This window comes from Brucella sp. NBRC 12953 (genome assembly GCF_040369775.1).
Classification (GTDB): Bacteria; Pseudomonadota; Alphaproteobacteria; order Rhizobiales; family Rhizobiaceae; genus Brucella; species Brucella pseudogrignonensis.
Genome location: NZ_BAABSV010000003.1, coordinates 60,994 through 86,282, shown reverse-complemented (window position 1 = coordinate 86,282; position 25,289 = coordinate 60,994). Strand labels below are relative to the sequence as shown.

The following is a 25,289-nucleotide window of genomic DNA, read 5'->3' as shown; positions in this document are numbered from 1 at the left end:
TTTGTCAGCGTGATTGGACAAATTTGTCAAATCACGCAAGTCAATTTCATTGATGATTGGATTTTCTTAAAATCATGCTCATGCTCTCCAGTCGCCCAATATTGCTTGCACGAGGGTAAGCGCAGCAACGGCTGCCGTATCAGCGCGCAGAATGCGCGGGCCAAGCGGTATCGCTGTGACGAAAGGCAGGCTGCGCAATTGCTGGCGCTCGCCTTCCGAAAACCCGCCTTCTGGCCCGATCAGCACCGCATAAGGGCCGGGTTTAAGATTGCTTAAAATGGTCAGTGGATCATCAGTCTCATAGCCTTCATCGCAGAAGATGAGGCGTCGCGACTGATCCCACTGCTCAAGAAAGCGGTCAAAACGTATCGCATCGCGACATTCGGGGATGGCAAGCACACCGCATTGTTCGGCGGCTTCAATCGCATTGGCTTTGATGCGGTCCGTGCCAAGCTTGGGCACTTGCGTATGTTGTGTGACCACGGGCTGCAGAACGCCAGCGCCCATTTCCACGGCTTTTTGCACCATATAATCAAGGCGTCCCTGTTTCAGTGGTGCAAAGCAATAGATCAGACCACAAGGAGCTGGTTGTGCGCGGGTTTGCTCGACGGCTTCCAGAAAGAGCCGCTTCTTGCCTTCGGGGCGCAGTCTGACCTTCCATTCGCCATCCTGTCCGTTAAAGGCGAGAACTTCATCGCCTTCCTTCAAACGAAGCACATGCGTAAGATAATGGGCGGCCTGCGTCGGCGCTTCCACACTTACGCCGTCGCCAAGGTCCGTCTCGATATAAATTCGTTGCATTTTATAATTTGCGCGCATGATCGCATCGATGGCAGAGGCGCAGGCCAATGGTCAAGCTTTTTGGTTGTATTGTACAAACCGCGTATGTGCTCACACGATTTTTTGATGGGATGAAGATACAAGTTGCAATGAACTAGATTGTATCCATATAGATATGAAGCTATCTATTTGAATGGAATTTAAGTGATGAAACAGGCTTGGGTCGAATTTGCACCGCTGCTCTCCGCTAATGCGCGAGGGTGGCGTAAAGCTTTTGATGCAGCAATGGCAGAGCATAGTCTTTCTGATGCTAAAGCCATACCGCTCATGACACTCCTGCGGCACGGTGACTGCATTCCGCAGGGTGTGCTGGCGGAAAGAGTTGGCATTGAAGGCGCAACGATTGTCCGTGTCGTAGACGAGCTGGAGAAGGAAAACCTGATCCGCCGAATCGCCGATGATACGGACCGCCGGGTGAAGCTCATTCAGCTGACGGACGAAGGGCGGACGCTTGCGTCAAAAGTCGACAAGACTGCAGCTCGCCTGCGCGCTGCATTTTTGGGTGATCTCGATCCAGAAGCTGTCGATGTAGCAATCGATGTGCTGCGCCGTCTCAGCGAAAAATTCCAGAACCAGTCTTCCTGATCGGGAAGGCTTTGCATGAAATCTGATTGATATTTGTAACCTGTAACACCGATGATGAAGCCCGTTGAAACATCGCCGCGCTTTTGGGACGTGGTCTTCTCGCTGAAGACCTTTGCGGCAGCAATGCTTGCATTGTGGATCGCCCTTATGGCTAACCTGCCCAATCCTTATTGGTCGGTTGCGGCTGTCTATATTGTGGCGCATCCGCTTTCGGGTGCCACGACTTCCAAAGGCTTTTATCGGCTGATCGGCACGATCATTGGTGGCGCTGTTACGATTTTATTCGTCCCGCATCTGGTCAATTCGCCTGAGATTCTGACATTGGCCATCGGTCTGTGGATGGGCCTTTGTCTGGCGATCAGCCTGCTCGACGGTACACCGCGTAGTTATCTTTTCATGCTGGCTGGTTATACCGTAGCTATTGCGAGCTTTGCCGTGGTTTCAGTTCCTGAAACCACATTTGATTATGCGGTGGGCCGCGTCGAAGAAATTGCAATCGGCATCATCTGTGCGGCGGTGGTCAACCGACTGGTATTCCCACGCCATAGTGGTCCGGTCCTTATGGCTCGTATCGACAATTGGTTGCGCGATGGTTCCAAGCTTGCACTTGAGACATTACGCGGAGAGGGCGATAGCCCGGAATTTCGCCGTGACCGTCAGCGGCTTGCAGCTGACGCGTTGGAGCTGCGCAATCTGACGACGCATGTGGCTTATGATACGTCATCGATCCGCAATGTCGGAACACTTCTGCATGTTCTTCAGCAGCGCATGGTGGCTGTTTTGCCGATCATTTCGAGCCTGCATGACGTCTTGGTTCTCAAGCCCGGTGAAGGGCAAAAGCCATGGCATCCGGCGGTGCAGAAATTGTTGGATGAAGCCTGCGACTGGATTGAAAGCGGAGAGAACCTCACCGAGCAGCGCCGTGCAGTTTTGCTGAGCTATATCGATGAGATCGACCGGTTTGGCAAAGACGCCCACACTTGGGGCGAACTGCTTCCATTCAATGTTGCAGCACGCGTGAGAGATCTGGTGCAGATCTGGAGCGATTGTATTACGCTGCGTCAGGACATCGTTTCCGGCTCCCGTCATTCGCTTCGCTGGCGTCGTTATGATGCCCATCTGAAAAGCCGCCCGCAGCACAGAGATTATGGCATGGCCATTCTTTCGGGCTTTGGCGCATTCGTATCGACCGGTGTTGCAACTGCATTCTGGATTGCTACCGGTTGGTCGCAGGGAAGTGCAGCTGCGATGATGGCTGGTATCTTCTGCTGTATCTTTGCAGCGATGGATGATCCGGTTCCGGTCATGCGCAAGTTCGGCTGGTTGCTGTTGATCGTAATTGTTGCAGCCTTCGTCTTTGAGTTTGCACTTCTGCCGTTGGTTGATGGCTTCTTCCCGCTTGTGCTGGTCTTGGGCCTGTTTCTGGTCCCCGCAGGATTGCTTTTGGCAATCCCATCGCAATTCCTGCTTGGCATGGTGCTTTGCGTGAATTTGCCAAACATGCTGATGCTGCAAGGGCATCTCACGCATGATTTTGTAAGTTTTGCCAATGCCAATCTGGCGACTGTTCTGGGTATTGTGATTGCAGCGGTCGTAACGTCGATTGTTCGTTCGGTGGGTGCTGAATGGACAGTGCAGCGTCTGGTTAAAGCAGGCTGGAATGATCTGGCTCTTGCAACTGAACGCAAGCCGGGTCGCCATCGTCGTCAGCGCATGAACCGCTTGCTGCTCAGAATGATTGATCGCATCGGCATGATGACGCCGCGACTGGCTCTGATCCCGTCAGCGGATATCGCCAAGGTCGATCTGCTGCGTGATCTGCGCAACGGCATGAATACGATCGATCTTCAGCAATATCGGACGAAGCTGCCTGAACCTTGCCGTGAAGCGGTCGATAGGGTGCTCGACGGCATTGGTGCTCACTATCGCGCGCTTCTGCGCAACAAGAAGGCTGAAACGCGTATCGATATTGACGAGCGGCTTCTTGCGGCCATCGATCACGCTATCGCGGTGATCATTGATCATGGATCGCCAGCGATCGCCAAAAGACCACGTCTGGCGCTGGTCGCCCTGCGCTTCAACCTCTTCCCGAAGGCGCCGCCTTTCCAGTTGCCGCCACAGCCGCAACTGGAACTGCCGCAGGCTGCCTGAGACACGTTCAGATAATGGAAATTTTAGAGTCATGAGACCGGAATTCGACATCTATGGAATCTATCTGCCGAGCCTCGCGGTTCTGGCACTGGGCGCCTATTTCGCGAACTCGCTGATGCAGCGATTGCTCGCACGCGCCCGTTTTTACCGTTTTGTATGGCACAGGTCTCTTTTTGATGCCGCCATGTACTTCTGCATTCTCGGCGCAAGCGCCGTCATCGTAAATGGAATACCACTATGAAGAAGCTTTTTGCACATTCGGGCCGGGTCTTCCTAACCCTCGTCATGGTCACAATGGCAGGGCTTCTCGGCTGGCATCTCTGGGATTATTATATGAACGCGCCGTGGACACGCGACGGCAAGATCCGCGCCGATGTGGTGCGTCTTGCTCCTGATGTTTCGGGTCTGGTGAGCGAGGTTCTGGTGCACGACAATCAGGACATCAAACAGGGTGACGTGATTTTCCGCATCGATCAGGCACGCTACAAGCTTGCATTGCAGCAGGCAGAAGCAAAGCTTGCCAGCAGCAAGGCTGCACTCGATATGGCCAATCGTGATCTTACCCGCTATCGCAAGCTGAATGACACCACGGTTACGCAGCAGAAGATGGAGCAGATCGAGACCACGACGATGCAGGCCGAGGCCACCTATCGTCAGGCCGAACTCGACCATGATCTCGCATCGCTCAATCTGGAACGTTCGTCTGTCAAAGCGCCTGTAAATGGTGTCATCACCAATTTCTCGCTTCAGCCTGGCGATTATGTAACTACCGGTTCCGCAGTCACGGCGCTGGTTGATACGGACTCGTTCTACGTCTCGGGCTATTTTGAGGAAAACAAGCTTGAACGCATCAATATCGGCGATCCGGTTGTGATCGACGTGATGGGCAGCAAACTGAAGCTTAAGGGACAGGTCGAGGGCATCGCCGGCGGTATTGAAGATCGTGAACGCAGCGATTCAACAAGCCTTCTGGCCAATGTTTCACCGACATTTAACTGGGTGCGCCTGGCGCAGCGGGTTCCTGTGCGTGTGAAACTCGAAGATGTGCCGCAGGGTGTTCATCTTGTTGCAGGCCGCACCGTCAGCGTGTCTGTGGTCAATTGATCAATCGAACAAACCCAATCAAGTGAAAGCCCGGCTTGTTGTCCGGGCTTTTTTCATGTTAGCTCTTTTTACAGCGGTTCCAGTTCAGAGTGAATCGTTGGAACCGCTGTAACTGTTTGTTTTTGCGCATTATCCGACGCAAAGCCGCTTCGCACTTTTGCTGGAAATGCTATAAGCAAAAGCTTGGGGTCTGAGAAATGAGCGTGTTGGTCGTTCAGAATTATCCCGATTCAGGTCTGGGGCAGATTGAGCCGATCCTGATTGAAGCGGGGCATACAATCGATGTCAGGCACGCCTATAATGGCGATACGCTTCCCGCGGATGACAGTGAGCACGAGGCCCTGATCGTGCTGGGTGGCGAGCAGAACGCGCTTGCCGATGGCGATTATCCTTATTTCCCTGATCTGCTCAATCTTATTCGGGCCTTTGGCGATAAAGACAAGGCTGTGCTTGGCATCTGTCTTGGCAGTCAGCTCGTCGCACGCGCCTATGGTGGCGAAAATATCCTCGACCGCCCAATGGAATTTGGCTGGCATCAGGTACGGCTGACGGAGCAGGGGCAGAGCGATCCTGTCCTGTCTGCGGCAGGTTCAGCTTTCCCTATTTTCCACTGGCACCGGGATACGTTTTCCTTGCCAGAGAGTGCCATTCATATGGCGGTCAGCGACATGACTGCTCATCAGGCCTATCGCATCGGGCGTGCTACTTACGGCACGCAGTTTCATTTTGAGGCCGACACCAAACTGGTCGTTGAATGGAGTGAAACGCTCAGCGATATGATCGCCGAATTTGATTCTAAGTGGGCGATAGAGCTTCCGGTTAATCTCCGGCAATCCGGCGTTGCAGCAGACAGAGCTGGGGCTGCTTTGGCGCGCGCCTGGGCCGGTCTTATCGATAGCAATCGCTAAAAAGTTGCCTGCAAACAACACTCTGAGCTGATAAGGCGTTGCGACTTTGCCACAGGGCAAAACCATTTAGGTTTTTCCCTCGGAAAGCGACAATTGTAGTTCGTTCGTTCAGTTGCGGGTAACTTTTTTCAGGTGTAACTGAAGCCAACTTCCGGGCGGTCAATGATCAGGCAAGGTGCAAGCCTTGGCTATTAGGAAAGCTCGGTTCATCGTTTCTCCCGATAACCTCGAAAGAGTTTTCGACCATGACCGCTAAGCATGCCGCACTCCTCACCGTCCTGATGATTTCTGCGATCGTGTTCATGGCAGTTGGCATTTTCACCGTCGATGCCGGTAACAGCATGACCTCCACCGACGGCTACGGCATTTCCAGCGCGCGTTAAATTACAGATTTAGCGGCGGGACCAGTCGCTTCCAGAAAACGCTTTTCTAGGCCATCGATCACGATGGCTGACAGCTTTCCGCTTTTCCAGGCATAGGTATCGAGGTTGACCCGGTTCGGTTGAACATCGATTGCGCTCTGCGGCGTATGTCCGTGGATGATGACCTTTTCCAGCGGATCAGTCCATTTCAGAAACAGTGTCCTGATCCACATCAGATCGTCACGATCCTGCGTGCCGAGAGAAACTGCCGGGTTCACACCAGCATGGCAGAAGAAGAAATCACCAAAGCTCACTGAAGATGGCATTGAGCGTATGTAGTCGACATGCGCTTGCGGAACGTTGTCAACGAGCTGCCTGTATCCTGCTGTAGCCGACGCCGGGTCCGTATAATCGACGTCAACGCCGTATGATCGGGCGGTGTCGCTGCCGCCATGAAGCGCAAAAATGCCGTTCGTATCGCCGGTCGCCAGATAGCGCAGAAAGCCATCGTCATGATTGCCAATCAGCGAGAGAATGCGGGGATCATGTGTTGATGAGTGGATCAGAAAATCCAGTACACCTTTAGAATCCGGTCCCCGGTCGATATAGTCACCAAGGTGAATGATGCGCCAGTCATGCGTTGGGTTGCGATCAATATCTGCATGGATCAGACCATGCATATCCTGCAAGAGATCAAGGCGACCATGCACATCGCCAATGGCATAAAGCCGAATGCCTTCCGGCCCTTTCGCGTCCTTTAGTGTAACGCCACTCATAGATCACTGCCTTCTTTCACTTCTTTTCCGGCTCGCTGGCGGTAGCGCAGTCGTGATACGCGCTCGCGCTCATCGTTCAACTCACGGTCGTGGGTGGCTTGTTCGACGAAGCGGATATGCTTCTGCACCGCTTCGCGCGCTGCTTGCGGGTTGCCAGCAATAACGGCGTCGTAAATGGCGCGATGCTGTGACAGCAGCATGTCAGCGACACCGGGATAGCTGTAAATAAGACTGCGATTGTAGAAAACGCCATCTTTCAGCAGCTGATAGCAGGAACGCAAAGTGTGCAGCAGCACGATATTGTGGGCTGCTTCACCAATCGCATTGTGAAACTCGACATCGAGCTGCGCACCCTTATCAAGATCGCTAGCGCTGTTAGCGTCTTCCATAGCGGTCATGATTTCCGCGAGGAGTGCCTTGTCAGCGGAGGTTGCACGCAGCGCCGCATATTCGGCAGCCACGCTTTCAATCTCACGGCGATATTCGAGATAGTCGGTCGTCGCCTTTCGATGTTCGCCGAAAAGCTTCACAACAGGGGCGCTGAAAACCTGACCGATGACATCGGCCACAAAGGTTCCGCCGCCGTGACGGGAAGTGAGAAGGCCAGCATTTTCAAGTCGTTTGAGCGCATCGCGCAGGATCGGGCGAGATATATCGAGTTGTCGCGCAAGCTCGCGTTCGCCGGGCAGACGGTCGCCGCCGCGCAACACACCTTCAAGAATCAAACTCTCAATCTGGTGCACAACATCATCCGCCGTGCGGCTTGCATGAATGCGGGAAAAAATTGTCTCGGCCATGCCGTCTGCTGCCTCCGTCATGGCTGCAAATTATCCCTAAGCCGTCGGGCGGGCAACGGGTCTCTACAGTTGATAAATAAAAACCCCGGAAACGTTGCTTCCGGGGTTTATAAAGAGTTAGGCCTGTTATCAGGCCTTCTTGCGCTTGCGGCCAGAAACGAAAACAACAATACCAGCAACGAGGCCATACATCGCCCATTTGAAGGGCAGGACGTCTGCGGTTTCGCTGCGGATTGGAAGAACAGTGACGGTGCCGGGGCGGCTTTCAAATCCAGTTTTGCCTTCGGACTTTGCCTGTTCGATCTGCTGCGGGGAAACAACCCATTCAGCGCCGCGCGACTTGTCATAATACATGAAGCCGCAACCGACGATAACGGCCACGACGAGTGCGAAAATCAGGCGGGGTACTGTGTTCATTGTCATTCCTTAATATTGTTTGGCGAACGGCAAACGCTGTCGCGATCACGCGACGGGCGCTTTATTACGCAATCGTGCCGTCCCCGTCTATTATTTAGACATGCCTTGTGGAGAACTGCCGCTCTCCCAGTAAGGCACTGGTCCATAAAGATCTGCCAGATAGTCTATGAAAAGTCGCACTTTAGCGGGCAGGAACTGTTTGGAGGGGTAAACCGCGTGGATGGCGACATTTCGCGATGCAGCGTATTCCGGCAGAACCTGCACCAGCCTGCCTTCTGCGAGCTCAGGGCCGATGTCCCAGGTTGAACGCTGTGCAATTCCAAGACCGGCCAGCACTGCCTCGCGCACCATTTCGCTTGAATTGGTCTGGAGCGGACCGACGGGGCGGATTGTTATTGGTCCCTTTGGACCTTCAAGCCGCCATGGATCGTTGTTGTGCGGTGCGAGACAGATATGATCGGCGAGATCTTCGATCGTCTGCGGTGTGCCACGTTCTGCAATATAATGCGGGGATGCCGCGAGAATTCTGCGCACAGGTGCGAGACGGCGGGCCACAAGCGTTGAGTCGGATAATTCGCCAATCCGGATGGCGAGATCATAGCCGTCACCAACGATATCGACCATCTCGTCCGAAAGCTGCATATTGACGGTGAGGTCGGAATTGGCGCGCATGAATGGCACCAGATAAGGCGCGATATGCATACGTCCGAAAGTGGTGGGAGCGGAGATTTTCAGCGTCCCGCGCGCATCCGCTGACCGGCGAGCGACAAAGGCTTCCGCCTCTTCGATATTGCCGAGAATGCCAAGAACGCGCTCATGATAGCCTTGGCCTGCTTCGGTGAGTGCAATCTGACGCGTCGTGCGCTGGAGCAAGCGGGTGCCAAGCCGCTCTTCAAGCCGACCGAGCCGCTTGGAAACCACAGCAGGCGACAGGCCGAGATCACGCGCTGCTGCAGACATGCTGCCGGTTGCGACAACGCGTGCGAAAATCTCCATATCGGCCAGACTGCTCATCATGATAGTTTCAAATCCTCCCCGACAGCTTTATGTGCTGACCCCATCTAGCCGAGGCTTCGTCGGGATCGCAAGGCGATTATGCCGCAGTGTCAAAACTGTTTCGCCATAGGCATGATTGGTAAAATTAGTTTACCAGTTATGTGAAGTCGCTGGGAGGCGGAGGAATATATGAGCGGATTGGTCATGCCGGAGCCGGATGCAGCCGTCTTGCAAAGACGGGCCGGCATCGTTGCCGACTTGCGCAATATCGTGCCGGGTGAGGGCGTTGTCGATACTGTTAATGCGATGCGTGTGTTTGAAAGCGATGGGCTGACAGCACATCGTTCTCTGCCGCTGGTCGTTGTCCTGCCCGAAACCGTCGATCAAGTCTCAGATGTTCTGCGCTATTGTCATGACAATGGTATTCGCGTGGTGCCGCGCGGAGCTGGCACATCGCTGTCCGGCGGTTCGATGCCGCTGGCTGATGCTGTGCTGCTTGGCATGTCGCGCTTCAATCGTATTCTCGAAATCGATTATCCCAATCGCGTTGCAGTCGTACAGCCGGGGGTAACGAATCTCGGCATTACAAAAGCTGTTGAGCATGAAGGTTTTTACTATGCGCCTGATCCATCCTCGCAGATTGCCTGCTCGATAGGCGGAAATGTTGCGGAGAATGCTGGGGGCGTGCATTGCCTGAAATATGGTCTCACCGCCAACAACGTGCTTGGCATTGAAATGGTGCTGATAACTGGCGAAGTCTTGCGCCTTGGCGGCAAGCATCTTGATAGCGAAGGTTATGATCTTCTGGGGCTGATGACCGGCTCGGAAGGTCTGCTTGGGGTTGTGACGGAAATCACCGTTCGTATTCTGCAGAAGCCTGAAACCGCGCGTGCTGTCATGGTCGGCTTTCCATCAAGTGAGCAGGCGGGCCAGTGCGTGGCCGATATTATCGGCGCAGGGATCATTCCGGGTGGCATGGAAATGATGGACCGGCCTGCCATTCGCGCAGCCGAAGACTTTGTTCGTGTTGGCTATCCGCTTGATGTCGAGGCACTGCTGATCGTCGAACTCGATGGGCCGCCGATTGAAGTTGACCATTTGATCGGAGCGGTCGAGAGCATTGCGCTTAAAAATGGCTCGACCACCTGCATCCTGTCGCAGTCGGAAGAACAGCGACTGGCTTTCTGGGCGGGCCGTAAAGCTGCTTTCCCGGCGGTGGGGCGTATTTCGCCGGACTATCTCTGTATGGATGGGACCATTCCACGCAAAGAACTGCCGCGCGTTTTGTCCGGAATGCGCGAGCTATCCGAAAAATATGGGCTTCGGGTCGCCAATGTGTTTCATGCGGGTGATGGCAATCTGCATCCGCTTATCCTCTATGATGCAAATATTCCCGGCGAGCTGGAGGCTGCTGAAGATTTCGGCGCCGACATCTTACGTCTCTGCGTGAAGGTTGGCGGCGTGCTGACAGGTGAGCACGGCGTGGGGATCGAAAAGCGCGATCTCATGCCGGAGATGTTCAACGAAATAGATCTCGACCAGCAGATGCGTGTGAAATGTGCGTTTGATGCCAAGCACCTGCTCAATCCCGGTAAGGTCTTTCCGCAATTGCGCCGCTGTGCCGAGCTTGGTCGTATGCATGTGCATCGCGGCGAGCTGGCTTTCCCTGACCTTCCGCGTTTCTGATCTGTGGTTATGAAAATGACTGATGCAAATACCTTGATACCGCAGGATGAATCGGGTGTCGTCGAGGCGGTCCAGTGGGCACTCGGCACGTCAACGCCGCTGGAGATTATCGGCAACGGCTCAAAGCGTGGAATAGGTCGCCCGGTGCAGGCTGGGCATGTTCTGGATGTGTCGCAGCTTTCAGGCATAACACTTTATGAGCCGGATGAACTGGTGCTGTCAGCAAAGGCGGGCACACCCGTTTCCGAGATCGAAAAGCTGTTGGCAGTAAGCCACCAATGCTTTCATTTTGAACCGATGGATTATGGTCCGCTGCTTGGCGGTGAAGCACGTCGCGGCACAATTGGCGGTGTGCTGGCTGCCAATCTGTCGGGGCCACGTCGGCTGAAGGCGGGCGCTGCGCGCGATCATATCCTGGGCGTGCGGGTGGTTTCGGGCCGAGGTGAATTGTTTAAATCCGGCGGGCGTGTCGTCAAGAATGTCACCGGTTACGATCTTTCCAAAGGTATGGCCAACTCCTGGGGTACGCTGGGCGTGGCAACCGAAGTTACATTTAAGGTTCTGCCCAAGCCTGAGACTTCTGTGACGCTTGCTGTTCGCGGGCTGGATGACGAGCAGGCTGCTCGCGTCATGGCTATGGCGATGGGATCGCGCGAGGAAGTGGCATCAAGCGCTCATTTGCCGCCCACTGTCGCCAATCGCTTTCTCGACGGCAAGCTTGGTTGGGAAGCCGCAACCATTCTGAGGCTGGAAGGCTTTGCGCCGTCTGTCGCACATCGGAGCAGGCAATTACAGGCTCTACTTGGCCGGGCAGGGACAATCGACGTGATTGACGAGCCTCAATCGACACAGCTTTGGACAGAAGTTCGCGATGTGCTGCCCTATGCGCAGGCTGGTGATACTCGTGTGGTCTGGCGTGTTTCAATGGCACCCTTGCAAGGCTGGCGTATGATTGATGAGTTTCGCCGCCATGCAGGCGTCGATGCCTATTATGACTGGCAAGGTGGTTTGATCTGGATGCGGATGGAAGCCGAGCCGGAAGCAGGCACGCTGCGGAAGCTGATCGCCAAATATGGCGGTGGCCATGCAACGCTGATACGCGCACCGGAATTTGTGCGAGCCAATACGAACGTATTTGAGCCACAACCGGCAGCGCTTGCAGCACTTTCAAAGAGGCTGAAACATCAGTTTGATCCGGAGAACATTCTTAATCCGGGACGTATGTATCCTGAGCAGGCGGGAGCGTGAGCCATGCAGACCCATTTCAGCCCCGAACAATTGCGCGATCCAGGTGTTAACGAAGCAGATAAAATCCTGCGTAAATGCGTGCATTGCGGTTTCTGCACGGCGACCTGCCCGACCTATGTGACGCTTGGCAATGAACTCGATAGTCCGCGCGGACGCATTTATCTTATCAAGGATATGCTCGAAAACGGACGTCCGGCGGATGAAGAAGTCGTGCGCCACGTCGATCGCTGTCTATCGTGCCTTTCCTGCATGACAACCTGTCCGTCGGGCGTCAATTATATGCATTTGGTCGATCATGCGCGTGCGCATATCGAAAAGACCTATAAGCGTCCATTTATGAACCGCTTTTTGCGCGGGGTGCTGGCGCAGGTTCTGCCCTATCCGGGCCGGTTTCGGATGGCACTCAAGCTCGCCAAACTCGGGCGACCATTTGCTCCGCTTATGCGGAAAAAAGCGAGCCTGAAGCCTATCGCAGCCATGCTGGAACTCGCACCGCAAAATCTTCCCGCCAAAGCCGATCCTCTACCAATAAGCGTGGCCAAGGGCGAAAAGCGCGGGCGTGTTGCGATCCTGAATGGCTGCGCGCAACCTGTGCTTAATCCCGGCATCAATGCCGCGACACTGAGATTGCTCAATCGGTTTGGCATTGAAGTGGTGGCGCCAAAGGATGAAGGCTGCTGTGGTTCACTCGTTCACCACATGGGGCGCGAAGAGCAGGCGCTCGATCAGGCCCGGCACAATGTCGATGTCTGGATGCGGGAGATTGAGACAGGCGGTCTCGATGCGATTATCGTGACAGCTTCGGGCTGCGGAACGACGATCAAGGATTATGGTTTCATGCTGCGGCTCGACCCGGCCTATAAGGATAAAGCTGCGCTTGTATCATCGCTTGCCAAGGATATTACCGAATATCTGACGACCATCGAACTGCCGCAACCAGAAGAGCCGAAGGTGCTGACGGTTGCCTATCATTCGGCCTGCTCCATGCAGCATGGCCAGAAGATTCTACGTCAACCGAAAGACCTGCTTTCCAAAGCGGGTTTCACGGTGAAAGAGCCACTGGAAGGACATCTCTGCTGCGGTTCGGCGGGCACGTATAATATTATGCAGCCGGAGATCGCGACCAAACTTCGCGATCGCAAGGTCAGGAATATTGAAGCGACCGGAGCCGATCTGATTGCGACTGGCAATATTGGTTGTATGACGCAGATCGCAACTGGCAGTAAGCTGCCGATTGTTCACACGATTGAATTGCTGGACTGGGCCTATGGCGGGCCAAAGCCTATTGTGCTTTCAGGCTCCAGTCTTCACTGACCGTGCATGTTTGAGCGGAAAGCCCGTGAAGCTTTTCGTTTCCTTCAGCACGAAAGTCGTCTGCATTTCCTTGATGCGGGGCAGGCGGCGTAGCGTGGACATTGCAAAATCCGCATAGGTATCGAGATCGTGCGATACGACTTGCAGCAGAAAGTCGGCGTCACCGGCGATGCTGTAACAGGTGATGACTTCATCAAGGCTCATCAGTTCAGCCGCAAATTGCTCGGCTTCCGCTTCACTGTGACTATCGATTTTGATGCGAACAAATGCCAGCACGCCAAGTCCAATTGCCTTGCGATCCAGCGTGGCGCGATAACCCTGTATCACACCGTCTTCCTCAAGTTTGCGAACTTTGCGCCAGCTTGGAGAAGTGGACATGCCGACCTGATCCGCGAGAGCCTGATTTGTGAGGCGACCGTCATCCTGCAAGGCTTCGAGAATCCTGATGTCAGATGTATCGAGTGTACTCATGGAGATTTACCTCAGAATCGACTATTTCTGGTAAAGTATACCATAAATCTATCTAAGGCGGGACAGATAGGCAGGATTGACCTCGTGATGCGGTGTATTTCTCGGTGAGAGATTTCTGTTTCAGGAGCCGTCATGCACGAAGATTTACGCCTCGCCATTACTGTTAATCCAGAACTGCCGCTGGGACTGCTCGCCAACACAGTTGGCGCGATTTCGATTGGGCTGGGTGCGAAGCTGCCCTTCATTGCCGCCCGACAGCTGGTTGATAAAACGGGCGTCGTAATCGACATCAGCTCGGATCGTCCGGTGCCAATCCTTCAGGCTGATGCGGAAACTATTCGGGCCATCGCGCTAAAAGCAGCAGGTTTTGAAGAAAGGCAGGCTATTGTGGCCTTCCCTGCCTTTGCGCGTTCGCTGCATGTTTATGCAGAATATGAAGCGGCGTTTCCTGAAAAGGAACTTGCGACCGAGGTAATTGACGGGCTGGGAATTGCAGGCCCATCGAAATGGGTGCGCTCGCTGACAGGAAGCTTGAAACTGCTGCGATAGAGCATTTCGAACGTTTCAGCTTTAATGCGAAATGCTCTATCTTTTGTTTGTGCGCATGTCTTTGCCCCAAAACCGGTTCCCACTTTTGGGAGACATGCTGTAAAAAAAGCCCGGAGAAAACTCCGGGCTTTTCATTTCCACTAAACCACCGAGAACGTCGCTGGATTCGGTCCGATACGACCGTCTGTCTTGTCCAGCTTGGTAATTGCATCATGGTCAGTGCCATTGAGGCTAAAGTCGAAAACTTCGAAGTTTTCCTTGATGCGTGCTGGCGTAACCGACTTTGGAATAACGATATTGCCGGTTTCGATATGCCAGCGCAGGATAACCTGAGCGACTGACTTGCCGTGCTTTTCAGCAATCGTTTTCAGCGTCGGGTTTTCAAGAATAGTGCCCTGTCCAAGCGGGCTCCAGGCCTCGGTTGCGATGTTGTGCTTGCTGTGGAACAGGCGCAGCTCATCTTGCTGGAATTGCGGGTGCAATTCGATCTGGTTGAGAACCGGAACAACGTCGCTTTCCTTGAGAATGCGTTCAAGATCAGCGGTGCGGAAGTTCGACACGCCGATTGATTTCGCACGGCCTTCTTCCTTGATCTTGATGAAAGCGCGCCATGTTTCCATGAAAAGGTCTTTGGAAGGGAGCGGCCAATGGATCAGATAAAGATCAACATAGTCCGTGCCGAGCTTCTTGAGGCTTTCGTCAAAAGCTTTGAGAGTTGACTCATAACCCTGTTCTTTGTTCCAGAGCTTGGTCGTCAGGTAAATATCGCCACGCGCGATGCCGGACTCGTTGATTGCCTTGCCGGTGCCTTCTTCGTTGCCATAAATGGCAGCCGTATCAATGTGCCGGTAGCCCACCTTCAGCGCTTCGCTGACGGCTGAGATGGCTTCATCATTGCCCACCTGCCAGACACCATAACCGAGCTGCGGAATGTGATTGCCGTCGTTCAGTTTTACCGCCGGTACGGTCATGTTAAGTCCTTCCCTCTTACATATATTCTCGTCATTTTGCTTCCACAGCATATGGGTGTTCGCATGAAAAGTGAAAGACCTTTCGTCTGCCTTTGTGCGTTAAGGCGGACGCTTTTCCTATAAAAACGTCAAAAGTTTCAATTCGATGACAAAAAGCCGCCGTCGCTTGTTTGCAACGGCGGCCTGAACTGACCTCGAATGAAGGGTTTGCGGTGGCTCCCGTCAGCGAACGACGACGTGGGTGCCCACAGGAACGCGACCATAGAGGTCGGTCACATCTTCGTTACGCATACGGAAACAGCCGGAAGACATGGCTTTACCGATGGTCCAAGGCTGATTGGTGCCGTGAATGCGGTACAGCGTGGAACCGAGATAAAGTGCGCGAGCGCCAAGAGGATTGTTGATGCCACCCTTCATCTGCGCTGGCAGGATGCGGCCCTTTTTGCGTTCGCGCGCGATCATTTCCTTTGGCGGTGTCCAGGTCGGCCATTCCGCTTTGCGGCTCACGCGCTGTGTGCCCTTCCAGCCAAACCCCTGCTTGCCGACGCCAATGCCATAGCGGCGAGCCTGACCGTTGCCTTCAACGAGATAAAGAAAGCGCTTGTTTGTATCGATGACCAGAGTTCCCGGCTTTTCGCCGCCGGAATACGATACGACTTGCGGCAGGAACATTGGGTCGAGCTGCTGCTTCTTGCGGACCACTTTTGCCGGATTGTCAGCAGGGCGCTGCTGGCTTACGCTCTGATAACGTGCCTTCGGTGGTTGCTTTTGCCGGACAACGGCGCGCTTTTGCGGTTGCGCTGCATCAAGTGTTGGCAAGACACGAACCGCTGGTCCATTGAGCTGGGCGATCCAGCGCTGCGATGTTTGATTGTCGACGCGAACCGGTGGTTGAGTCGCGTAACGATCATTGGCAAAAGCCATGCTGGTGGTCACAATGGAAACGGCGATTGCCGCAAGTGAACCGATCAAAAGCAGATGACGTGGTTGCATAAGCCAAATCCGTCTGTTTTGCGTCCCGCATTCACGCTGACGCTGTTACCCGTCGCACTCCTGACAGCTCCTGTCAGGAGAACGGCCCCGAATTTCATGGGCCCATTGTGCCGGGCAATGGAATCATAAAGGTAAATTTTGCTGCGTGTCGGGCTCTGACTCATCGCAAATTAAAGTTGTGGTTAGCAGCAAGTTGCGCGACATGATTAAAAATCGATAAAAGTCTGGAGACCAGAAATGAGCGATACGGTGCAGGAAAAGACTGGCTTGATCGTCAATGCAGACGGCAAAATGCGCTGTTTCTGGCCGGGCGAACTCCCGGATTATATTGCCTATCACGACAATGAATGGGGCGTTCCGGTTACAAACGATGATCGCCTGTTTGAGAAAATTTGCCTTGAAGGTTTCCAGTCTGGTCTGTCCTGGCTGACGATTTTGCGCAAGCGTGAAAATTTCCGTGCGGCTTTTGACGGTTTCGATTTTCATCGTGTCGCGCTTTATGACGACAGGGATATTGAACGTCTGCTTGGCGATAAGGGCATCGTCCGTCACCGGGGCAAAATCGTTTCCACCATCAACAATGCCAAACGTGCCATCGAGCTTGTGAAAGAAAAAGGCTCTCTCGCTGCTTATTTCTGGTCTTTTGAACCGGGTGCAGAGGATCGTCCGCAGGTTGTGGATTATCCGACCCTGTCCGCTAATCCGACCACAGCGACTTCAACGCGTATTTCCAAAGATCTCAAAAAACGCGGCTGGTCTTTTGTTGGGCCAACGACTGTTTATGCCTTCATGCAGGCCATGGGGCTGGTCAACGATCATATTGAAGGCTGTCATTGCCGCCCGAACATTGAAAAACTGCGTCAGGATTTGAAGCGGCCGCAATAAACAGTGCATCCCGAAAAGTGTGAATCGGTTTTCGGATAAGATGCGCGATAAAACTAAGAATTATCGCGCTGATTGCGCCGGATTCGGTTTTCTGTCACAACCACCGGATTTCGTTCTGAGCCTTGTTTCAGGAGTGAGGAAGATGGATCTGACGTCGCTTGCAGTCTTTGCCGGAATTTTGATGGTTGCAGCTGGCACGCCGGGTCCAAACATTGGCGCGCTGGTGGCCCGTGTGATCAGCCGCGGCCATAAGGGCGTTTTTCCATTCATGCTCGGTCTCTGGATTGGCGATGCCGTCTGGTTGTCGCTCGCTGTCTGGGGGCTTTCAACGCTGGCGCAGAATTTCCACACGGTCTTTCTCGTGCTCAAATATGGTGGCCTCGTCTATCTGGCCTATCTCGCCTGGAAAATGTGGTTTGCGCCTGTCAGCGATCTTATCAATGAAGAAATCATCCCGCGCCGCAATGAGGCTGGTGGTCTTTTCCTGAGCGCGCTGGCAATCACGCTCGGCAATCCGAAGATCATGGTTTTCTATGTTGCCATCCTGCCGACCGTGATTGATCTGACCGGCGTTTCGATCCTTGGCTGGGGCGAACTGCTGCTGGTTATGTTCATGGTTCTGGCCGTTGTCTATAATGCTTGGGTGCTGCTGGCCGTGCAGGCGCGTCGTTTTTTGCGCACCCCGCGCATGGTCAAGATTGCCAATCGCACATGCGCCGGAATGATGGCTGGCGTGACCGTTGCCATCGCCACGCGCTGATCGCGCTTTTTAAAGCTCTTCCTGCACTTGCCGCACCCGGTTTGATGCGTTAGGAAACCGGCAACGGATTTGCCGGATTTTCCGGCGTAACATGAACAAAATCAGCGATCAGGCAGGAAAAATGGCCGATAAAGCGGACAAGATGAAGGCGCGGTTGCCGCGCGGATTTGTCGATCGGGTGCCGGATGATCTGCGCGCCACCGAAAAGATGACGGCGACCATCCGCGAAGTCTACGACCTCTATGGTTTTGAGCCGGTGGAGACACCACTCATCGAATATACCGATGCGCTCGGAAAGTTCCTGCCGGATCAGGATCGCCCGAATGAAGGTGTATTCTCGTTTCAGGATGACGACGAGCAGTGGCTGTCGCTTCGCTACGATCTGACTGCGCCGCTGGCGCGGTTCGTGGCTGAAAACTACGAAAGCCTGCCGAAGCCTTATCGCAGCTATCGCAACGGTTGGGTTTTCCGTAACGAAAAGCCGGGTCCGGGTCGTTTCCGCCAGTTCATGCAGTTCGATGCCGATACGGTTGGCGCACCCAACGTCTCGGCTGATGCTGAAATGTGCATGATGATGGCCGACACGGTTGAACGCCTTGGCATTGCGCGCGGCGATTATGTGATCCGCGTCAACAACCGCAAGGTTCTCGACGGCGTGCTCGAAGCCATTGGCCTTGAAGGCGATGCGAATGCTGGCAAGCGCCTCAATGTTCTGCGTGCCATCGACAAGCTCGACAAGTTTGGCGCTGACGGCGTTCGTCTTCTGCTGGGCAAAGGCCGTCTTGACGAAAGCGGCGATTTCACCAAGGGCGCTGAACTGCCCGATGCGGCCGTGGAAAAGGTTCTGGCCTTCACCGCTGCAGGTGGTGCAACCGGTGCTGAAACCATTGCCAATCTGCAGGCCGTTGTTGCTGGCAACGCCAAGGGCGAAGAAGGCGTGAAAGAGCTTGCCGATATGGAAGCTCTGTTTGACGCTGGCGGCTATGAAGGTCGCGTGAAGATCGATCCTTCGGTCGTGCGTGGTCTTGAATATTACACCGGTCCGGTATTTGAAGCCGAGCTTCTGTTTGATGTCACCAACGAAGATGGCCAGAAGGTTGTGTTCGGTTCGGTTGGCGGTGGCGGTCGTTATGACGGTCTGGTTTCGCGCTTCCGTGGCGAGCCGGTTCCGGCAACGGGCTTCTCCATCGGTGTTTCGCGCCTGATGACAGCGCTAAAAAACCTCGGCAAGCTTGATGTGTCCGATGTGGTTGGCCCGGTCGTCGTGCTGGTCATGGACAAGGATGCGCAGAGCCTTGGTGGCTATCAGAAGATGGTTTCTCAGCTGCGTCAGGCAGGCATCCGCGCTGAAATGTATGTCGGTGGTTCCGGCATGAAAGCGCAGATGAAATATGCAGACCGTCGTGATGCGCCATGCGTGATCATTCAGGGTTCGCAAGAGCGTGAAGCTGGCGAAGTTCAGATCAAGGATCTGATTGAAGGCAAGCGTATTTCTGCCGAGATCGAAGACAATGCAACCTGGCGCGAAAGCCGCCCGGCGCAGGTCACGGTCAAGGAAGAGGGTATCGTTGCGGCAGTGCGCGAAATCCTCGAAGCGCAAGCTCGCGATCGCGCACAGCAGGCGAAGTGACGGATAATATGGCAGGTCAACGCACATCTTTAGTCTTCACGACGCTTCGCGGGCAGCTTGGTGCCAGCGAGGCTGAGCTTGTCGATATTCCGCTGATCCAACCTGCCGATCCGTTTCTGGATATGGCGGGCGAAGATTTGCGCCGCCGTATCTTTCTCACAGAAAATGAAAATGGTGACAGCCTTTGCTTGCGTCCGGAATTTACCATTCCGGTCTGCCGCAATCATATTGCGCTGAATGCTGCAACGCCGAAGCGTTATGCCTATCTCGGTGAAGTGTTCCGCCAGCGTCGCGATGGCGCGGCTGAGTTTCTTCAGGCAGGCATCGAGGATTTGGGTGCAACCGACGAAGCGGCATCGGACGCGCGTTCGATTGCCGATGCGCTGGCCTGTGTTCATGCCGCGGCTCCCAATGCCAAGCTTGAAATCGTGCTGGGCGATCAGTCTGTTTTTGCAGGTATGTTGAAGGCCCTGGGTCTTCCGCAAGGATGGCGTAAGAAGCTGCTGCGTGCCTTTGGCGATGCACATACGATGGAAGCAGCTTTTGCCGAGCTGACTGGCGAGCAGCGCACTGACCCGTTGCCGGAACATCTGGCTGGATTGGTTGCCGAAGGTGACGAGGCAGGGCTGGCACGTATGCTGGAAGCAGAAATGCTCGAAGCGGGTATGTCGCCGGGCGCGGGACGCACGCCTGCGGAAATCGCCCGTCGCCTCATTGAAAAAGAAGATCTGGCTGCGGCCCGGTTCCCTTCATCTGCACTTGAGGTGTTAAAGCGTTTCCTTTCTACCCGCGTTTCGCTTGAAGCTGCCACCATTACGCTGCGCGCTTTTGCGGCTGACAATGCGCTTGATCTGAGTGCTGTCTTGCAAAAGTTTGAATCGCGCACGGATGCGATTATCGCCGCCGGTATTCATGCCGAAGATATTGTCTACGACGCGTCTTTCGGACGCCCGCTCGATTACTATACGGGCCTCGTTTATGAAATCCGGCAGGCAGGCGGCGACAAGGATATGGTGCTGGCCGGTGGCGGTCGTTACGACCGGCTGTTGACGATGCTCGGTGCTTCCGAAAACATTCCGGGCGTTGGCTTTTCAATCTGGCTCGACCGGCTTGAGGCGCTGAGCGGAGAACAATCATGACTGTAACGCTGGCACTTCCGTCCAAAGGACGGCTGAAAGAGCAGACGCTCGCCGTGCTGGAAAAGGCCGGATACAAGGTTATTCTGCCTGATGACTCACGCAATTACCGTGCGCGGGTTGAAGGCGAGAACGATCTCGACATTCTGTTTTTGTCGGCGTCCGAAATCGCGCGCGAACTTGGCTATGGCAGCGTTGATCTGGGCGTCACCGGAGAAGACCTGATCCGTGAAACGCTTGCTCATGCCGATGAGCGCGTGGCGATTGAAGCAGAGCTTGGCTTTGGCCATGCTGACGTTGTGGTTGCTGTGCCTGAAGTCTGGCGCGATGTGACGACCATGGCCGACCTTGATGATGTCGCTGCCGATTTTCGCCAGCGTCATGGTCGCCGTCTGCGCATCGCCACGAAATACTGGCGTCTGACGCAGCAGTTCTTCTCGCAGAAGCACGGCATTCAGGTCTATCGCATCGTTGAAAGTCTGGGCGCGACCGAAGGCGCGCCTGCGGCGGGTTCGGCTGATATGATTGTTGATATTACATCCACCGGTTCGACGCTCAAAGCCAATCAGCTCAAAGTGCTTGAAGATGGCGTGATCTTGCGTTCGCAGGCTTGTCTCGTTTCAGCTCGTCGCAGCGATCAGAATAACCGCGTTCAGGATGTGATTGCCCGTATCCGCGAGGGTCTGGCTGGCTAACAATATAATATTGAATTTAAAAAAGCCGGCCTGAATTTCAGACCGGCTTTTTTGTATTCAGAGCGTTTCAGTTTTGATTGAATCGAAGAAAACGCCCTAAATATTTGTTTTACGCGCATCTTGTCCCGAAAACCGCTTCGCAATTTTCGGGATGCGCTCTAGATTTTAGGCTTGCTGCCAATCAAGCCGTAATAGGCGATGTAGATGTAGCAGATGATCGGCATCAGGAATGCCAGATGAATGCCCACTTTATCTGCGAGAGCACCCTGAATAAGCGGGATGATCGCGCCACCCACAATGGCCAGACACAGAATGCCCGAACCCTGACTGGTATGCTTGCCAAGACCATGCAGAGCCAGACTGAAGATCGTCGGGAACATGATCGAGTTGAACAGGCCGATTGCCAGAACCGACCACATGGCAACATGACCTGTGGTGGCAACGGTGATGAGCAGCAGAATAATGGCCATGAGCGCATTGAAAGCCAGCGCCTTGCCGTCATCGATATAACGCATGGCAGCTGCACCGATGAAGCGCCCGAGCATGGCGCCGCCCCAGAAGTAGGAAACGTAGTGCGCGGCCTCAGATTCAGCTAAGCCTGCAACATTTGGATCGTTGAGGAAGTTGACGAGGAAGCTGCCAACACTGACCTCAGCGCCGACATAAACGAACAGGCCGATCGAGCCCAAGACCAGATGGCGATACTGCCAGGCTGAACCATCTTCCTTTGTGAGAACCGCTGTTTCTTCTTCCTGAACATCCGGGAGTTTCAGGATTGCAAAAACGATTGCGAGAACCGCGAAAGCCAGCGCCAGAAGAAGATAAGGAAACTGAACCGCATCCGCTTGCGCAGAGCTTGCAGCATCACTGGTTGCTGCGGACAGGATCAGGAGTGCACCAAATGACGGCGCGACGGTTGTGCCGAGCGAGTTGAAAGCCTGTGTCAGTGTCAAACGGCTGGCTGCTGTTTCAGGCGCACCCAGAATGGTGACATAGGGATTTGCCGCCACCTGAAGAATGGTGACGCCAGAAGCCAGCACGAAAAGTGCACCGAGAAACAGTTCGTAAACGCGATAGGATGCAGCCGGAATGAACAGCGCACAGCCGATGGCTGCAATCACCAGACCGGTTACGATGCCCCATTTATAGGAGATGCGTTTGACAAGTGCGCCAGCAGGTAGCGAGACGATGAAGTAAGCACCAAAGAAGCAGAACTGGATCAGCATCGACTGGAAGTAGTTGAGCTGAAAGACGCCTTTAAGATGCGGGATCAGGATGTCGTTGAGACAAGTGATGAAGCCCCACATGAAGAAGAGCATGGTGAGGCTGGCAAGTGCAAAGCTGTAATTGTTGCCCGTATGGGCATCAGCTCGAGGCTGACTGTTCGTTGCGGGTGAAACGGCCATTTTTTCTCTACAAGCTAAGTTATGAGACACGTCTGGGAGGACGATATGTCTTTCCAAAATTAAAATAGGCGGTTGCAATATCTTACAAGATCGTGCGGTGCAATCTTTGCGAGCTCTAAGTAACAGTTCTGTGTCTGGATAAAGCGGATAGTAAAAAAAGCCGTGCTGATAAAGCACGGCTTTTCAAAGTCAGGCATTAGAGCGGGAATTAGCCGCGCTTTGCGTCGATTGAGATCGAACCTGCACCCTGCAGGGCGAGAAGGATCAGACCGCCAGCGATAGCGAGGTTCTTCTGTGCCATCAGTGCGTTCATGCCTTCAGCAAAGTTCATGTGCGCGACAAGCGTTGCGCCGATGGTGAACAGAGCCACGATTGCAGCAGCAATACGGGTCTGGAAACCAACGAGAATGGCGAGGCCGCCGACGAACTCAACCAGACCAACCAGAACGGCGGTTACAGTTGGAACCGGAAGGCCGAGGCCTGCAAAGTAACCGGCTGTGCCGGAAATTGCAGTCAGCTTGCTGAAGCCAGCGAGAATGAACAGGATCGAAAGAAAGACGCGTGCGACGAGCGTGGCCAGGCCGTTGCTCTGAGGAGTGATAGACGACATCAGGGGAATCTCCAATTAAACTGAGCAACCCAATACCTACTCTACACTGTCAAGAAAAGATAGATATTGCTCGACAGTTTGTTCACTAATTGCGCACAATCAATCTGGAGCGATCATTTTTTCTGCACGCACAAGCCGGTCATAATCTTCCTCAGAGACATGGCCGCTCTTCAATGCTTCTTCGCGCAAGGTCGTGCCGTTCTTATGTGCGGTCTTTGCGATCTTGGCAGCATTGTCGTAGCCGATAGCGGGCGCCAAAGCGGTTACGAGCATCAGTGAGCGCTCGAGAAGATCCTTGATGCGGTCTTCGTTGGCTTCAATGCCTTCCACGCAATTGTCTGCAAATGAGACCATGGCATCGCTTAAGATGCGGATTGACTGCAGTACATTATAGGCAATGACCGGCTTGAAGACATTAAGCTCAAAATGTCCCTGGCTTGCAGCAACGGTTACCGTGGTCTGATTGCCGAAGACCTGTGTTGCCACCATGGTCAGAGCTTCAGCCTGCGTCGGATTAACCTTGCCCGGCATGATCGACGAGCCGGGTTCATTTTCCGGCAGCGACAACTCGCCAAGACCAGAACGTGGACCCGAGCCAAGGAAGCGAATGTCGTTGGCGATTTTGAAAAGATCAGCGGCGAGCGCGTTGAGGCTGCCATGGAAGTTTGCAAGCGCACCGTGACTTGCAAGCGCCTCAAACTTGTTTGGCGCGGTTTTGAAGCTGAGGCCAGTGATTTCGCTCACGGCATCGGCAAAGCCGGTATCGAAGCCTTTTGGCGCGTTGAGACCCGTACCAACCGCCGTGCCGCCCTGTGCCAGCAGGAACACGTCAGCAAGCGACTGTTCAATGCGATGGCGCGCATATTCCAGCGCTGCGCGATAGCCGGAGAATTCCTGCCCAAGCGTAACCGGCGTCGCATCCTGCGTATGCGTGCGGCCAATCTTGATAATGTGCTCGAACGCTACTTCCTTATCCTTGAGCGCTTTGGTGAGGTGTGCCAGAGCAGGATAGAGGCGTTGAACAGTTTCAACTGCCGTTGCGATATGGATTGCAGTCGGGAAAGTGTCATTCGACGACTGGGCCATATTGACGTGGTCATTCGGATGCACCGGCTTTTTCGAGCCAAGTTCGCCGCCCAGAAGCTCAATCGCGCGGTTGGAAATAACCTCATTGGCATTCATATTTGACTGCGTGCCAGAGCCCGTCTGCCAGACAACAAGCGGGAAATGATCGTCGAGCTTGCCTTCAATCACCTCGGATGCAGCAACGGCGATGACCTGTCCCAGAACCGGATCAAGCTTGCCGAGAGCAATATTGGTTTCAGCTGCTGCGCGCTTGACGACGCCCAATGCATGAACCAGAGGCAAGGGCATACGCTCCCCGCCGATCTTGAAGTTTTGCAAAGAACGCTGTGTTTGCGCGCCCCAGTAACGGTCGGCGGCAACATCAATCGGTCCGAAAGTATCTGTTTCGGTACGCGTGGCAGTCATCTTCAGTCTCCGGCTTGTTTCAGGCGGGAGAAATGCCCGCCCGTAGAATCGAGAATAACAGCATTGCTGGATTATTGGCTATGGAATGCTTGCACAGCAAAGCCCTAGCTCTCAATCATTTGATAAAATATGAATATAAAAGTCAAATTTTATCGAGCGCAATAAGCGTTCCAGGTTTAGTTATCCTCGTTGTCGTCATCGCCGTCGTCGGTTTCTGAAATCCATCCGGTCGGCTCAACCTTTTGCTGGGTTTTGCTATCGGTGAATATCCACCAGCCGGTGTCAGTTTCATCCCAATCACCACCACCGGCTTTCAGCTTATCGAGCGAACGATATTGGCCAACCGATTCATTGCGCTGATCGTCATCATCGATCCAGACCACAGTGACTTTGCGTCCGTCTTTCGGTGCAGTGGCTATCGGCAGTTCTTTGCGCATATGATTATCCATCCCATTATCAGTTCAAATAATCATAGGGCGGAAAAGCGGTGCGACAAGCCGCGGTTCCC

General features: G+C 54.1%; 27 protein-coding genes. 15 read left to right on the top strand and 12 right to left on the bottom strand.

From position 1 onward, the window contains the following. Positions 1–78: 78 nt before the first annotated feature. A complete protein-coding gene (locus ABWV94_RS07920) occupies positions 79–819 on the bottom strand; it encodes a 16S rRNA (uracil(1498)-N(3))-methyltransferase (RefSeq protein WP_353413017.1) in 741 nt (246 codons plus the stop codon). Between the two features lie 168 nt (positions 820–987). Here ABWV94_RS07920 and ABWV94_RS07915 point away from each other — a divergent pair, with 168 nt between their 5' ends. The 6 genes from ABWV94_RS07915 to ABWV94_RS07890 all read left to right on the top strand — a co-directional run bounded on the left by ABWV94_RS07915 (position 988) and on the right by ABWV94_RS07890 (position 5,971). Beyond that, complete coding sequence (locus ABWV94_RS07915; RefSeq protein WP_007877992.1) at positions 988–1,425, top strand: MarR family winged helix-turn-helix transcriptional regulator; 438 nt, start codon at positions 988–990, stop codon at positions 1,423–1,425. A gap of 51 nt (positions 1,426–1,476) precedes the next feature. Further along, a complete protein-coding gene (locus ABWV94_RS07910; RefSeq protein WP_113159571.1) occupies positions 1,477–3,576 on the top strand; it encodes an FUSC family protein in 2,100 nt (699 codons plus the stop codon). A 31-nt stretch (positions 3,577–3,607) separates the two neighbouring features. Then, positions 3,608–3,817: a DUF1656 domain-containing protein gene (locus ABWV94_RS07905; RefSeq protein WP_353413014.1), complete on the top strand. Its 210-nt coding sequence runs from the start codon at positions 3,608–3,610 to the stop codon at positions 3,815–3,817. Beyond that, on the top strand, positions 3,814–4,680 hold the full coding sequence (locus ABWV94_RS07900; protein ID WP_007877995.1) for an efflux RND transporter periplasmic adaptor subunit: 867 nt from the start codon (positions 3,814–3,816) through the stop codon (positions 4,678–4,680). The genes ABWV94_RS07905 and ABWV94_RS07900 overlap by 4 nt, the downstream gene beginning before the upstream one ends. Positions 4,681–4,877: 197 nt before the next feature. Continuing rightward, positions 4,878–5,588, top strand: a complete 711-nt coding sequence (locus ABWV94_RS07895; RefSeq protein ID WP_353413012.1) for a type 1 glutamine amidotransferase — start codon at positions 4,878–4,880, stop codon at positions 5,586–5,588. A gap of 245 nt (positions 5,589–5,833) precedes the next feature. Beyond that, complete coding sequence (locus tag ABWV94_RS07890) at positions 5,834–5,971, top strand: hypothetical protein (RefSeq protein WP_007877997.1); 138 nt, start codon at positions 5,834–5,836, stop codon at positions 5,969–5,971. On the opposite strand, the gene ABWV94_RS07885 is transcribed toward ABWV94_RS07890, so the two are convergent. The 4 genes from ABWV94_RS07885 to ABWV94_RS07870 all read right to left on the bottom strand — a co-directional run bounded on the left by ABWV94_RS07885 (position 5,968) and on the right by ABWV94_RS07870 (position 8,957). After that, positions 5,968–6,726, bottom strand: coding sequence for a metallophosphoesterase (locus ABWV94_RS07885; RefSeq protein WP_353413010.1), 759 nt, complete (start codon positions 6,724–6,726; stop codon positions 5,968–5,970). The two genes, ABWV94_RS07890 and ABWV94_RS07885, sit on opposite strands and share 4 nt — an antisense overlap. Then, the gene (locus ABWV94_RS07880; protein WP_105520157.1) at positions 6,723–7,523 is read right to left on the bottom strand and encodes an FCD domain-containing protein; all 801 of its coding nucleotides are present in this window, start codon (positions 7,521–7,523) and stop codon (positions 6,723–6,725) included. Before ABWV94_RS07880 ends, ABWV94_RS07885 begins: the two co-directional genes overlap by 4 nt. A 129-nt stretch (positions 7,524–7,652) precedes the next feature. Further along, a complete protein-coding gene (locus tag ABWV94_RS07875) occupies positions 7,653–7,940 on the bottom strand; it encodes a hypothetical protein (protein WP_064321168.1) in 288 nt (95 codons plus the stop codon). 90 nt (positions 7,941–8,030) lie between these two features. Then, entirely contained in the window at positions 8,031–8,957 is a 927-nt protein-coding gene (locus ABWV94_RS07870) for a LysR family transcriptional regulator (protein WP_007878004.1), read from the bottom strand. Between the two features lie 168 nt (positions 8,958–9,125). Here ABWV94_RS07870 and ABWV94_RS07865 point away from each other — a divergent pair, with 168 nt between their 5' ends. The 3 genes from ABWV94_RS07865 to glcF are packed head-to-tail and all read left to right on the top strand — an operon-like array spanning position 9,126 to position 13,184. Then, positions 9,126–10,622: an FAD-linked oxidase C-terminal domain-containing protein gene (locus ABWV94_RS07865; RefSeq protein WP_079213487.1), complete on the top strand. Its 1,497-nt coding sequence runs from the start codon at positions 9,126–9,128 to the stop codon at positions 10,620–10,622. A gap of 15 nt (positions 10,623–10,637) precedes the next feature. Further along, complete coding sequence (glcE, locus tag ABWV94_RS07860) at positions 10,638–11,870, top strand: glycolate oxidase subunit GlcE (RefSeq protein ID WP_113496982.1); 1,233 nt, start codon at positions 10,638–10,640, stop codon at positions 11,868–11,870. 3 nt (positions 11,871–11,873) lie between these two features. Further along, positions 11,874–13,184 (top strand): glycolate oxidase subunit GlcF, encoded by a 1,311-nt coding sequence (gene glcF, locus ABWV94_RS07855; RefSeq protein ID WP_113496839.1) that lies wholly within the window; start codon positions 11,874–11,876, stop codon positions 13,182–13,184. Here glcF and ABWV94_RS07850 read toward each other — a convergent pair. Next, positions 13,164–13,655 carry an Lrp/AsnC family transcriptional regulator gene (locus tag ABWV94_RS07850; RefSeq protein ID WP_353413007.1) on the bottom strand — a complete coding sequence of 164 codons (492 nt, stop codon included), beginning with the start codon at positions 13,653–13,655 and terminating at the stop codon, positions 13,164–13,166. The two genes, glcF and ABWV94_RS07850, sit on opposite strands and share 21 nt — an antisense overlap. A 132-nt stretch (positions 13,656–13,787) precedes the next feature. On the opposite strand from ABWV94_RS07850, the gene ABWV94_RS07845 reads away from it, so the two are divergent. After that, complete coding sequence (locus ABWV94_RS07845) at positions 13,788–14,204, top strand: DUF2000 domain-containing protein (RefSeq protein WP_113496835.1); 417 nt, start codon at positions 13,788–13,790, stop codon at positions 14,202–14,204. Positions 14,205–14,344: 140 nt separating this feature from the next. Here the strand turns inward: ABWV94_RS07845 and ABWV94_RS07840 are convergent, their stop codons facing one another. Then, the gene (locus ABWV94_RS07840) at positions 14,345–15,175 is read right to left on the bottom strand and encodes an aldo/keto reductase (RefSeq protein ID WP_007878026.1); all 831 of its coding nucleotides are present in this window, start codon (positions 15,173–15,175) and stop codon (positions 14,345–14,347) included. A gap of 222 nt (positions 15,176–15,397) precedes the next feature. Further along, positions 15,398–16,168: a L,D-transpeptidase gene (locus ABWV94_RS07835; RefSeq protein WP_112807486.1), complete on the bottom strand. Its 771-nt coding sequence runs from the start codon at positions 16,166–16,168 to the stop codon at positions 15,398–15,400. 237 nt (positions 16,169–16,405) lie between these two features. On the opposite strand from ABWV94_RS07835, the gene ABWV94_RS07830 reads away from it, so the two are divergent. The 5 genes from ABWV94_RS07830 (at position 16,406) to hisG (ending at position 21,274) form a co-directional block, all read left to right on the top strand. After that, positions 16,406–17,053 (top strand): DNA-3-methyladenine glycosylase I, encoded by a 648-nt coding sequence (locus ABWV94_RS07830; RefSeq protein WP_353413004.1) that lies wholly within the window; start codon positions 16,406–16,408, stop codon positions 17,051–17,053. Between the two features lie 142 nt (positions 17,054–17,195). After that, positions 17,196–17,813, top strand: coding sequence for a LysE family translocator (locus ABWV94_RS07825; protein WP_353413002.1), 618 nt, complete (start codon positions 17,196–17,198; stop codon positions 17,811–17,813). A gap of 121 nt (positions 17,814–17,934) precedes the next feature. Then, positions 17,935–19,443, top strand: a complete 1,509-nt coding sequence (hisS, locus tag ABWV94_RS07820; protein WP_113159580.1) for a histidine--tRNA ligase — start codon at positions 17,935–17,937, stop codon at positions 19,441–19,443. A gap of 8 nt (positions 19,444–19,451) precedes the next feature. Further along, complete coding sequence (locus ABWV94_RS07815; protein ID WP_113496829.1) at positions 19,452–20,582, top strand: ATP phosphoribosyltransferase regulatory subunit; 1,131 nt, start codon at positions 19,452–19,454, stop codon at positions 20,580–20,582. Beyond that, positions 20,579–21,274 carry an ATP phosphoribosyltransferase gene (hisG, locus tag ABWV94_RS07810; RefSeq protein ID WP_113496827.1) on the top strand — a complete coding sequence of 232 codons (696 nt, stop codon included), beginning with the start codon at positions 20,579–20,581 and terminating at the stop codon, positions 21,272–21,274. The genes ABWV94_RS07815 and hisG overlap by 4 nt, the downstream gene beginning before the upstream one ends. 158 nt (positions 21,275–21,432) lie before the next feature. Here hisG and ABWV94_RS07805 read toward each other — a convergent pair whose 3' ends face one another. The 4 genes from ABWV94_RS07805 to ABWV94_RS07790 form a co-directional block, all read right to left on the bottom strand. Further along, positions 21,433–22,680, bottom strand: a complete 1,248-nt coding sequence (locus ABWV94_RS07805; protein WP_064321158.1) for a sugar MFS transporter — start codon at positions 22,678–22,680, stop codon at positions 21,433–21,435. Between the two features lie 208 nt (positions 22,681–22,888). Then, the gene (locus tag ABWV94_RS07800; RefSeq protein ID WP_064321157.1) at positions 22,889–23,290 is read right to left on the bottom strand and encodes a DoxX family protein; all 402 of its coding nucleotides are present in this window, start codon (positions 23,288–23,290) and stop codon (positions 22,889–22,891) included. A gap of 99 nt (positions 23,291–23,389) precedes the next feature. Further along, positions 23,390–24,781: a class II fumarate hydratase gene (gene fumC / locus ABWV94_RS07795; protein WP_007878044.1), complete on the bottom strand. Its 1,392-nt coding sequence runs from the start codon at positions 24,779–24,781 to the stop codon at positions 23,390–23,392. A 176-nt stretch (positions 24,782–24,957) separates the two neighbouring features. Then, positions 24,958–25,218: a hypothetical protein gene (locus ABWV94_RS07790; protein ID WP_007878045.1), complete on the bottom strand. Its 261-nt coding sequence runs from the start codon at positions 25,216–25,218 to the stop codon at positions 24,958–24,960. Between the last annotated feature and the right edge of the window lie 71 nt (positions 25,219–25,289).

What these genes read in the sequence shown, in the direction of transcription:
- ABWV94_RS07900 (WP_007877995.1), top strand. Translation starts at nt 3,814, where the DNA reads ATGAAGAAGCTTTTTGCACATTCGGGCCGGGTCTTCCTAACCCTCGTC.
- ABWV94_RS07845 (WP_113496835.1), top strand. Translation starts at nt 13,788, where the DNA reads ATGCACGAAGATTTACGCCTCGCCATTACTGTTAATCCAGAACTGCCG.
- ABWV94_RS07915 (WP_007877992.1), top strand. Translation starts at nt 988, where the DNA reads ATGAAACAGGCTTGGGTCGAATTTGCACCGCTGCTCTCCGCTAATGCG.
- ABWV94_RS07805 (WP_064321158.1), bottom strand. Translation starts at nt 22,680, where the DNA reads ATGGCCGTTTCACCCGCAACGAACAGTCAGCCTCGAGCTGATGCCCAT.
- ABWV94_RS07835 (WP_112807486.1), bottom strand. Translation starts at nt 16,168, where the DNA reads ATGCAACCACGTCATCTGCTTTTGATCGGTTCACTTGCGGCAATCGCC.
- ABWV94_RS07895 (WP_353413012.1), top strand. Translation starts at nt 4,878, where the DNA reads ATGAGCGTGTTGGTCGTTCAGAATTATCCCGATTCAGGTCTGGGGCAG.
- ABWV94_RS07905 (WP_353413014.1), top strand. Translation starts at nt 3,608, where the DNA reads ATGAGACCGGAATTCGACATCTATGGAATCTATCTGCCGAGCCTCGCG.
- ABWV94_RS07870 (WP_007878004.1), bottom strand. Translation starts at nt 8,957, where the DNA reads ATGATGAGCAGTCTGGCCGATATGGAGATTTTCGCACGCGTTGTCGCA.
- glcE (WP_113496982.1), top strand. Translation starts at nt 10,638, where the DNA reads ATGACTGATGCAAATACCTTGATACCGCAGGATGAATCGGGTGTCGTC.
- fumC (WP_007878044.1), bottom strand. Translation starts at nt 24,781, where the DNA reads ATGACTGCCACGCGTACCGAAACAGATACTTTCGGACCGATTGATGTT.
- ABWV94_RS07815 (WP_113496829.1), top strand. Translation starts at nt 19,452, where the DNA reads ATGGCAGGTCAACGCACATCTTTAGTCTTCACGACGCTTCGCGGGCAG.
- hisG (WP_113496827.1), top strand. Translation starts at nt 20,579, where the DNA reads ATGACTGTAACGCTGGCACTTCCGTCCAAAGGACGGCTGAAAGAGCAG.
- ABWV94_RS07920 (WP_353413017.1), bottom strand. Translation starts at nt 819, where the DNA reads ATGCGCGCAAATTATAAAATGCAACGAATTTATATCGAGACGGACCTT.
- glcF (WP_113496839.1), top strand. Translation starts at nt 11,874, where the DNA reads ATGCAGACCCATTTCAGCCCCGAACAATTGCGCGATCCAGGTGTTAAC.
- ABWV94_RS07875 (WP_064321168.1), bottom strand. Translation starts at nt 7,940, where the DNA reads ATGAACACAGTACCCCGCCTGATTTTCGCACTCGTCGTGGCCGTTATC.
- ABWV94_RS07800 (WP_064321157.1), bottom strand. Translation starts at nt 23,290, where the DNA reads ATGTCGTCTATCACTCCTCAGAGCAACGGCCTGGCCACGCTCGTCGCA.
- hisS (WP_113159580.1), top strand. Translation starts at nt 17,935, where the DNA reads ATGGCCGATAAAGCGGACAAGATGAAGGCGCGGTTGCCGCGCGGATTT.
- ABWV94_RS07825 (WP_353413002.1), top strand. Translation starts at nt 17,196, where the DNA reads ATGGATCTGACGTCGCTTGCAGTCTTTGCCGGAATTTTGATGGTTGCA.
- ABWV94_RS07790 (WP_007878045.1), bottom strand. Translation starts at nt 25,218, where the DNA reads ATGCGCAAAGAACTGCCGATAGCCACTGCACCGAAAGACGGACGCAAA.
- ABWV94_RS07880 (WP_105520157.1), bottom strand. Translation starts at nt 7,523, where the DNA reads ATGGCCGAGACAATTTTTTCCCGCATTCATGCAAGCCGCACGGCGGAT.
- ABWV94_RS07885 (WP_353413010.1), bottom strand. Translation starts at nt 6,726, where the DNA reads ATGAGTGGCGTTACACTAAAGGACGCGAAAGGGCCGGAAGGCATTCGG.
- ABWV94_RS07850 (WP_353413007.1), bottom strand. Translation starts at nt 13,655, where the DNA reads ATGAGTACACTCGATACATCTGACATCAGGATTCTCGAAGCCTTGCAG.
- ABWV94_RS07865 (WP_079213487.1), top strand. Translation starts at nt 9,126, where the DNA reads ATGAGCGGATTGGTCATGCCGGAGCCGGATGCAGCCGTCTTGCAAAGA.
- ABWV94_RS07890 (WP_007877997.1), top strand. Translation starts at nt 5,834, where the DNA reads ATGACCGCTAAGCATGCCGCACTCCTCACCGTCCTGATGATTTCTGCG.
- ABWV94_RS07840 (WP_007878026.1), bottom strand. Translation starts at nt 15,175, where the DNA reads ATGACCGTACCGGCGGTAAAACTGAACGACGGCAATCACATTCCGCAG.
- ABWV94_RS07830 (WP_353413004.1), top strand. Translation starts at nt 16,406, where the DNA reads ATGAGCGATACGGTGCAGGAAAAGACTGGCTTGATCGTCAATGCAGAC.
- ABWV94_RS07910 (WP_113159571.1), top strand. Translation starts at nt 1,477, where the DNA reads ATGATGAAGCCCGTTGAAACATCGCCGCGCTTTTGGGACGTGGTCTTC.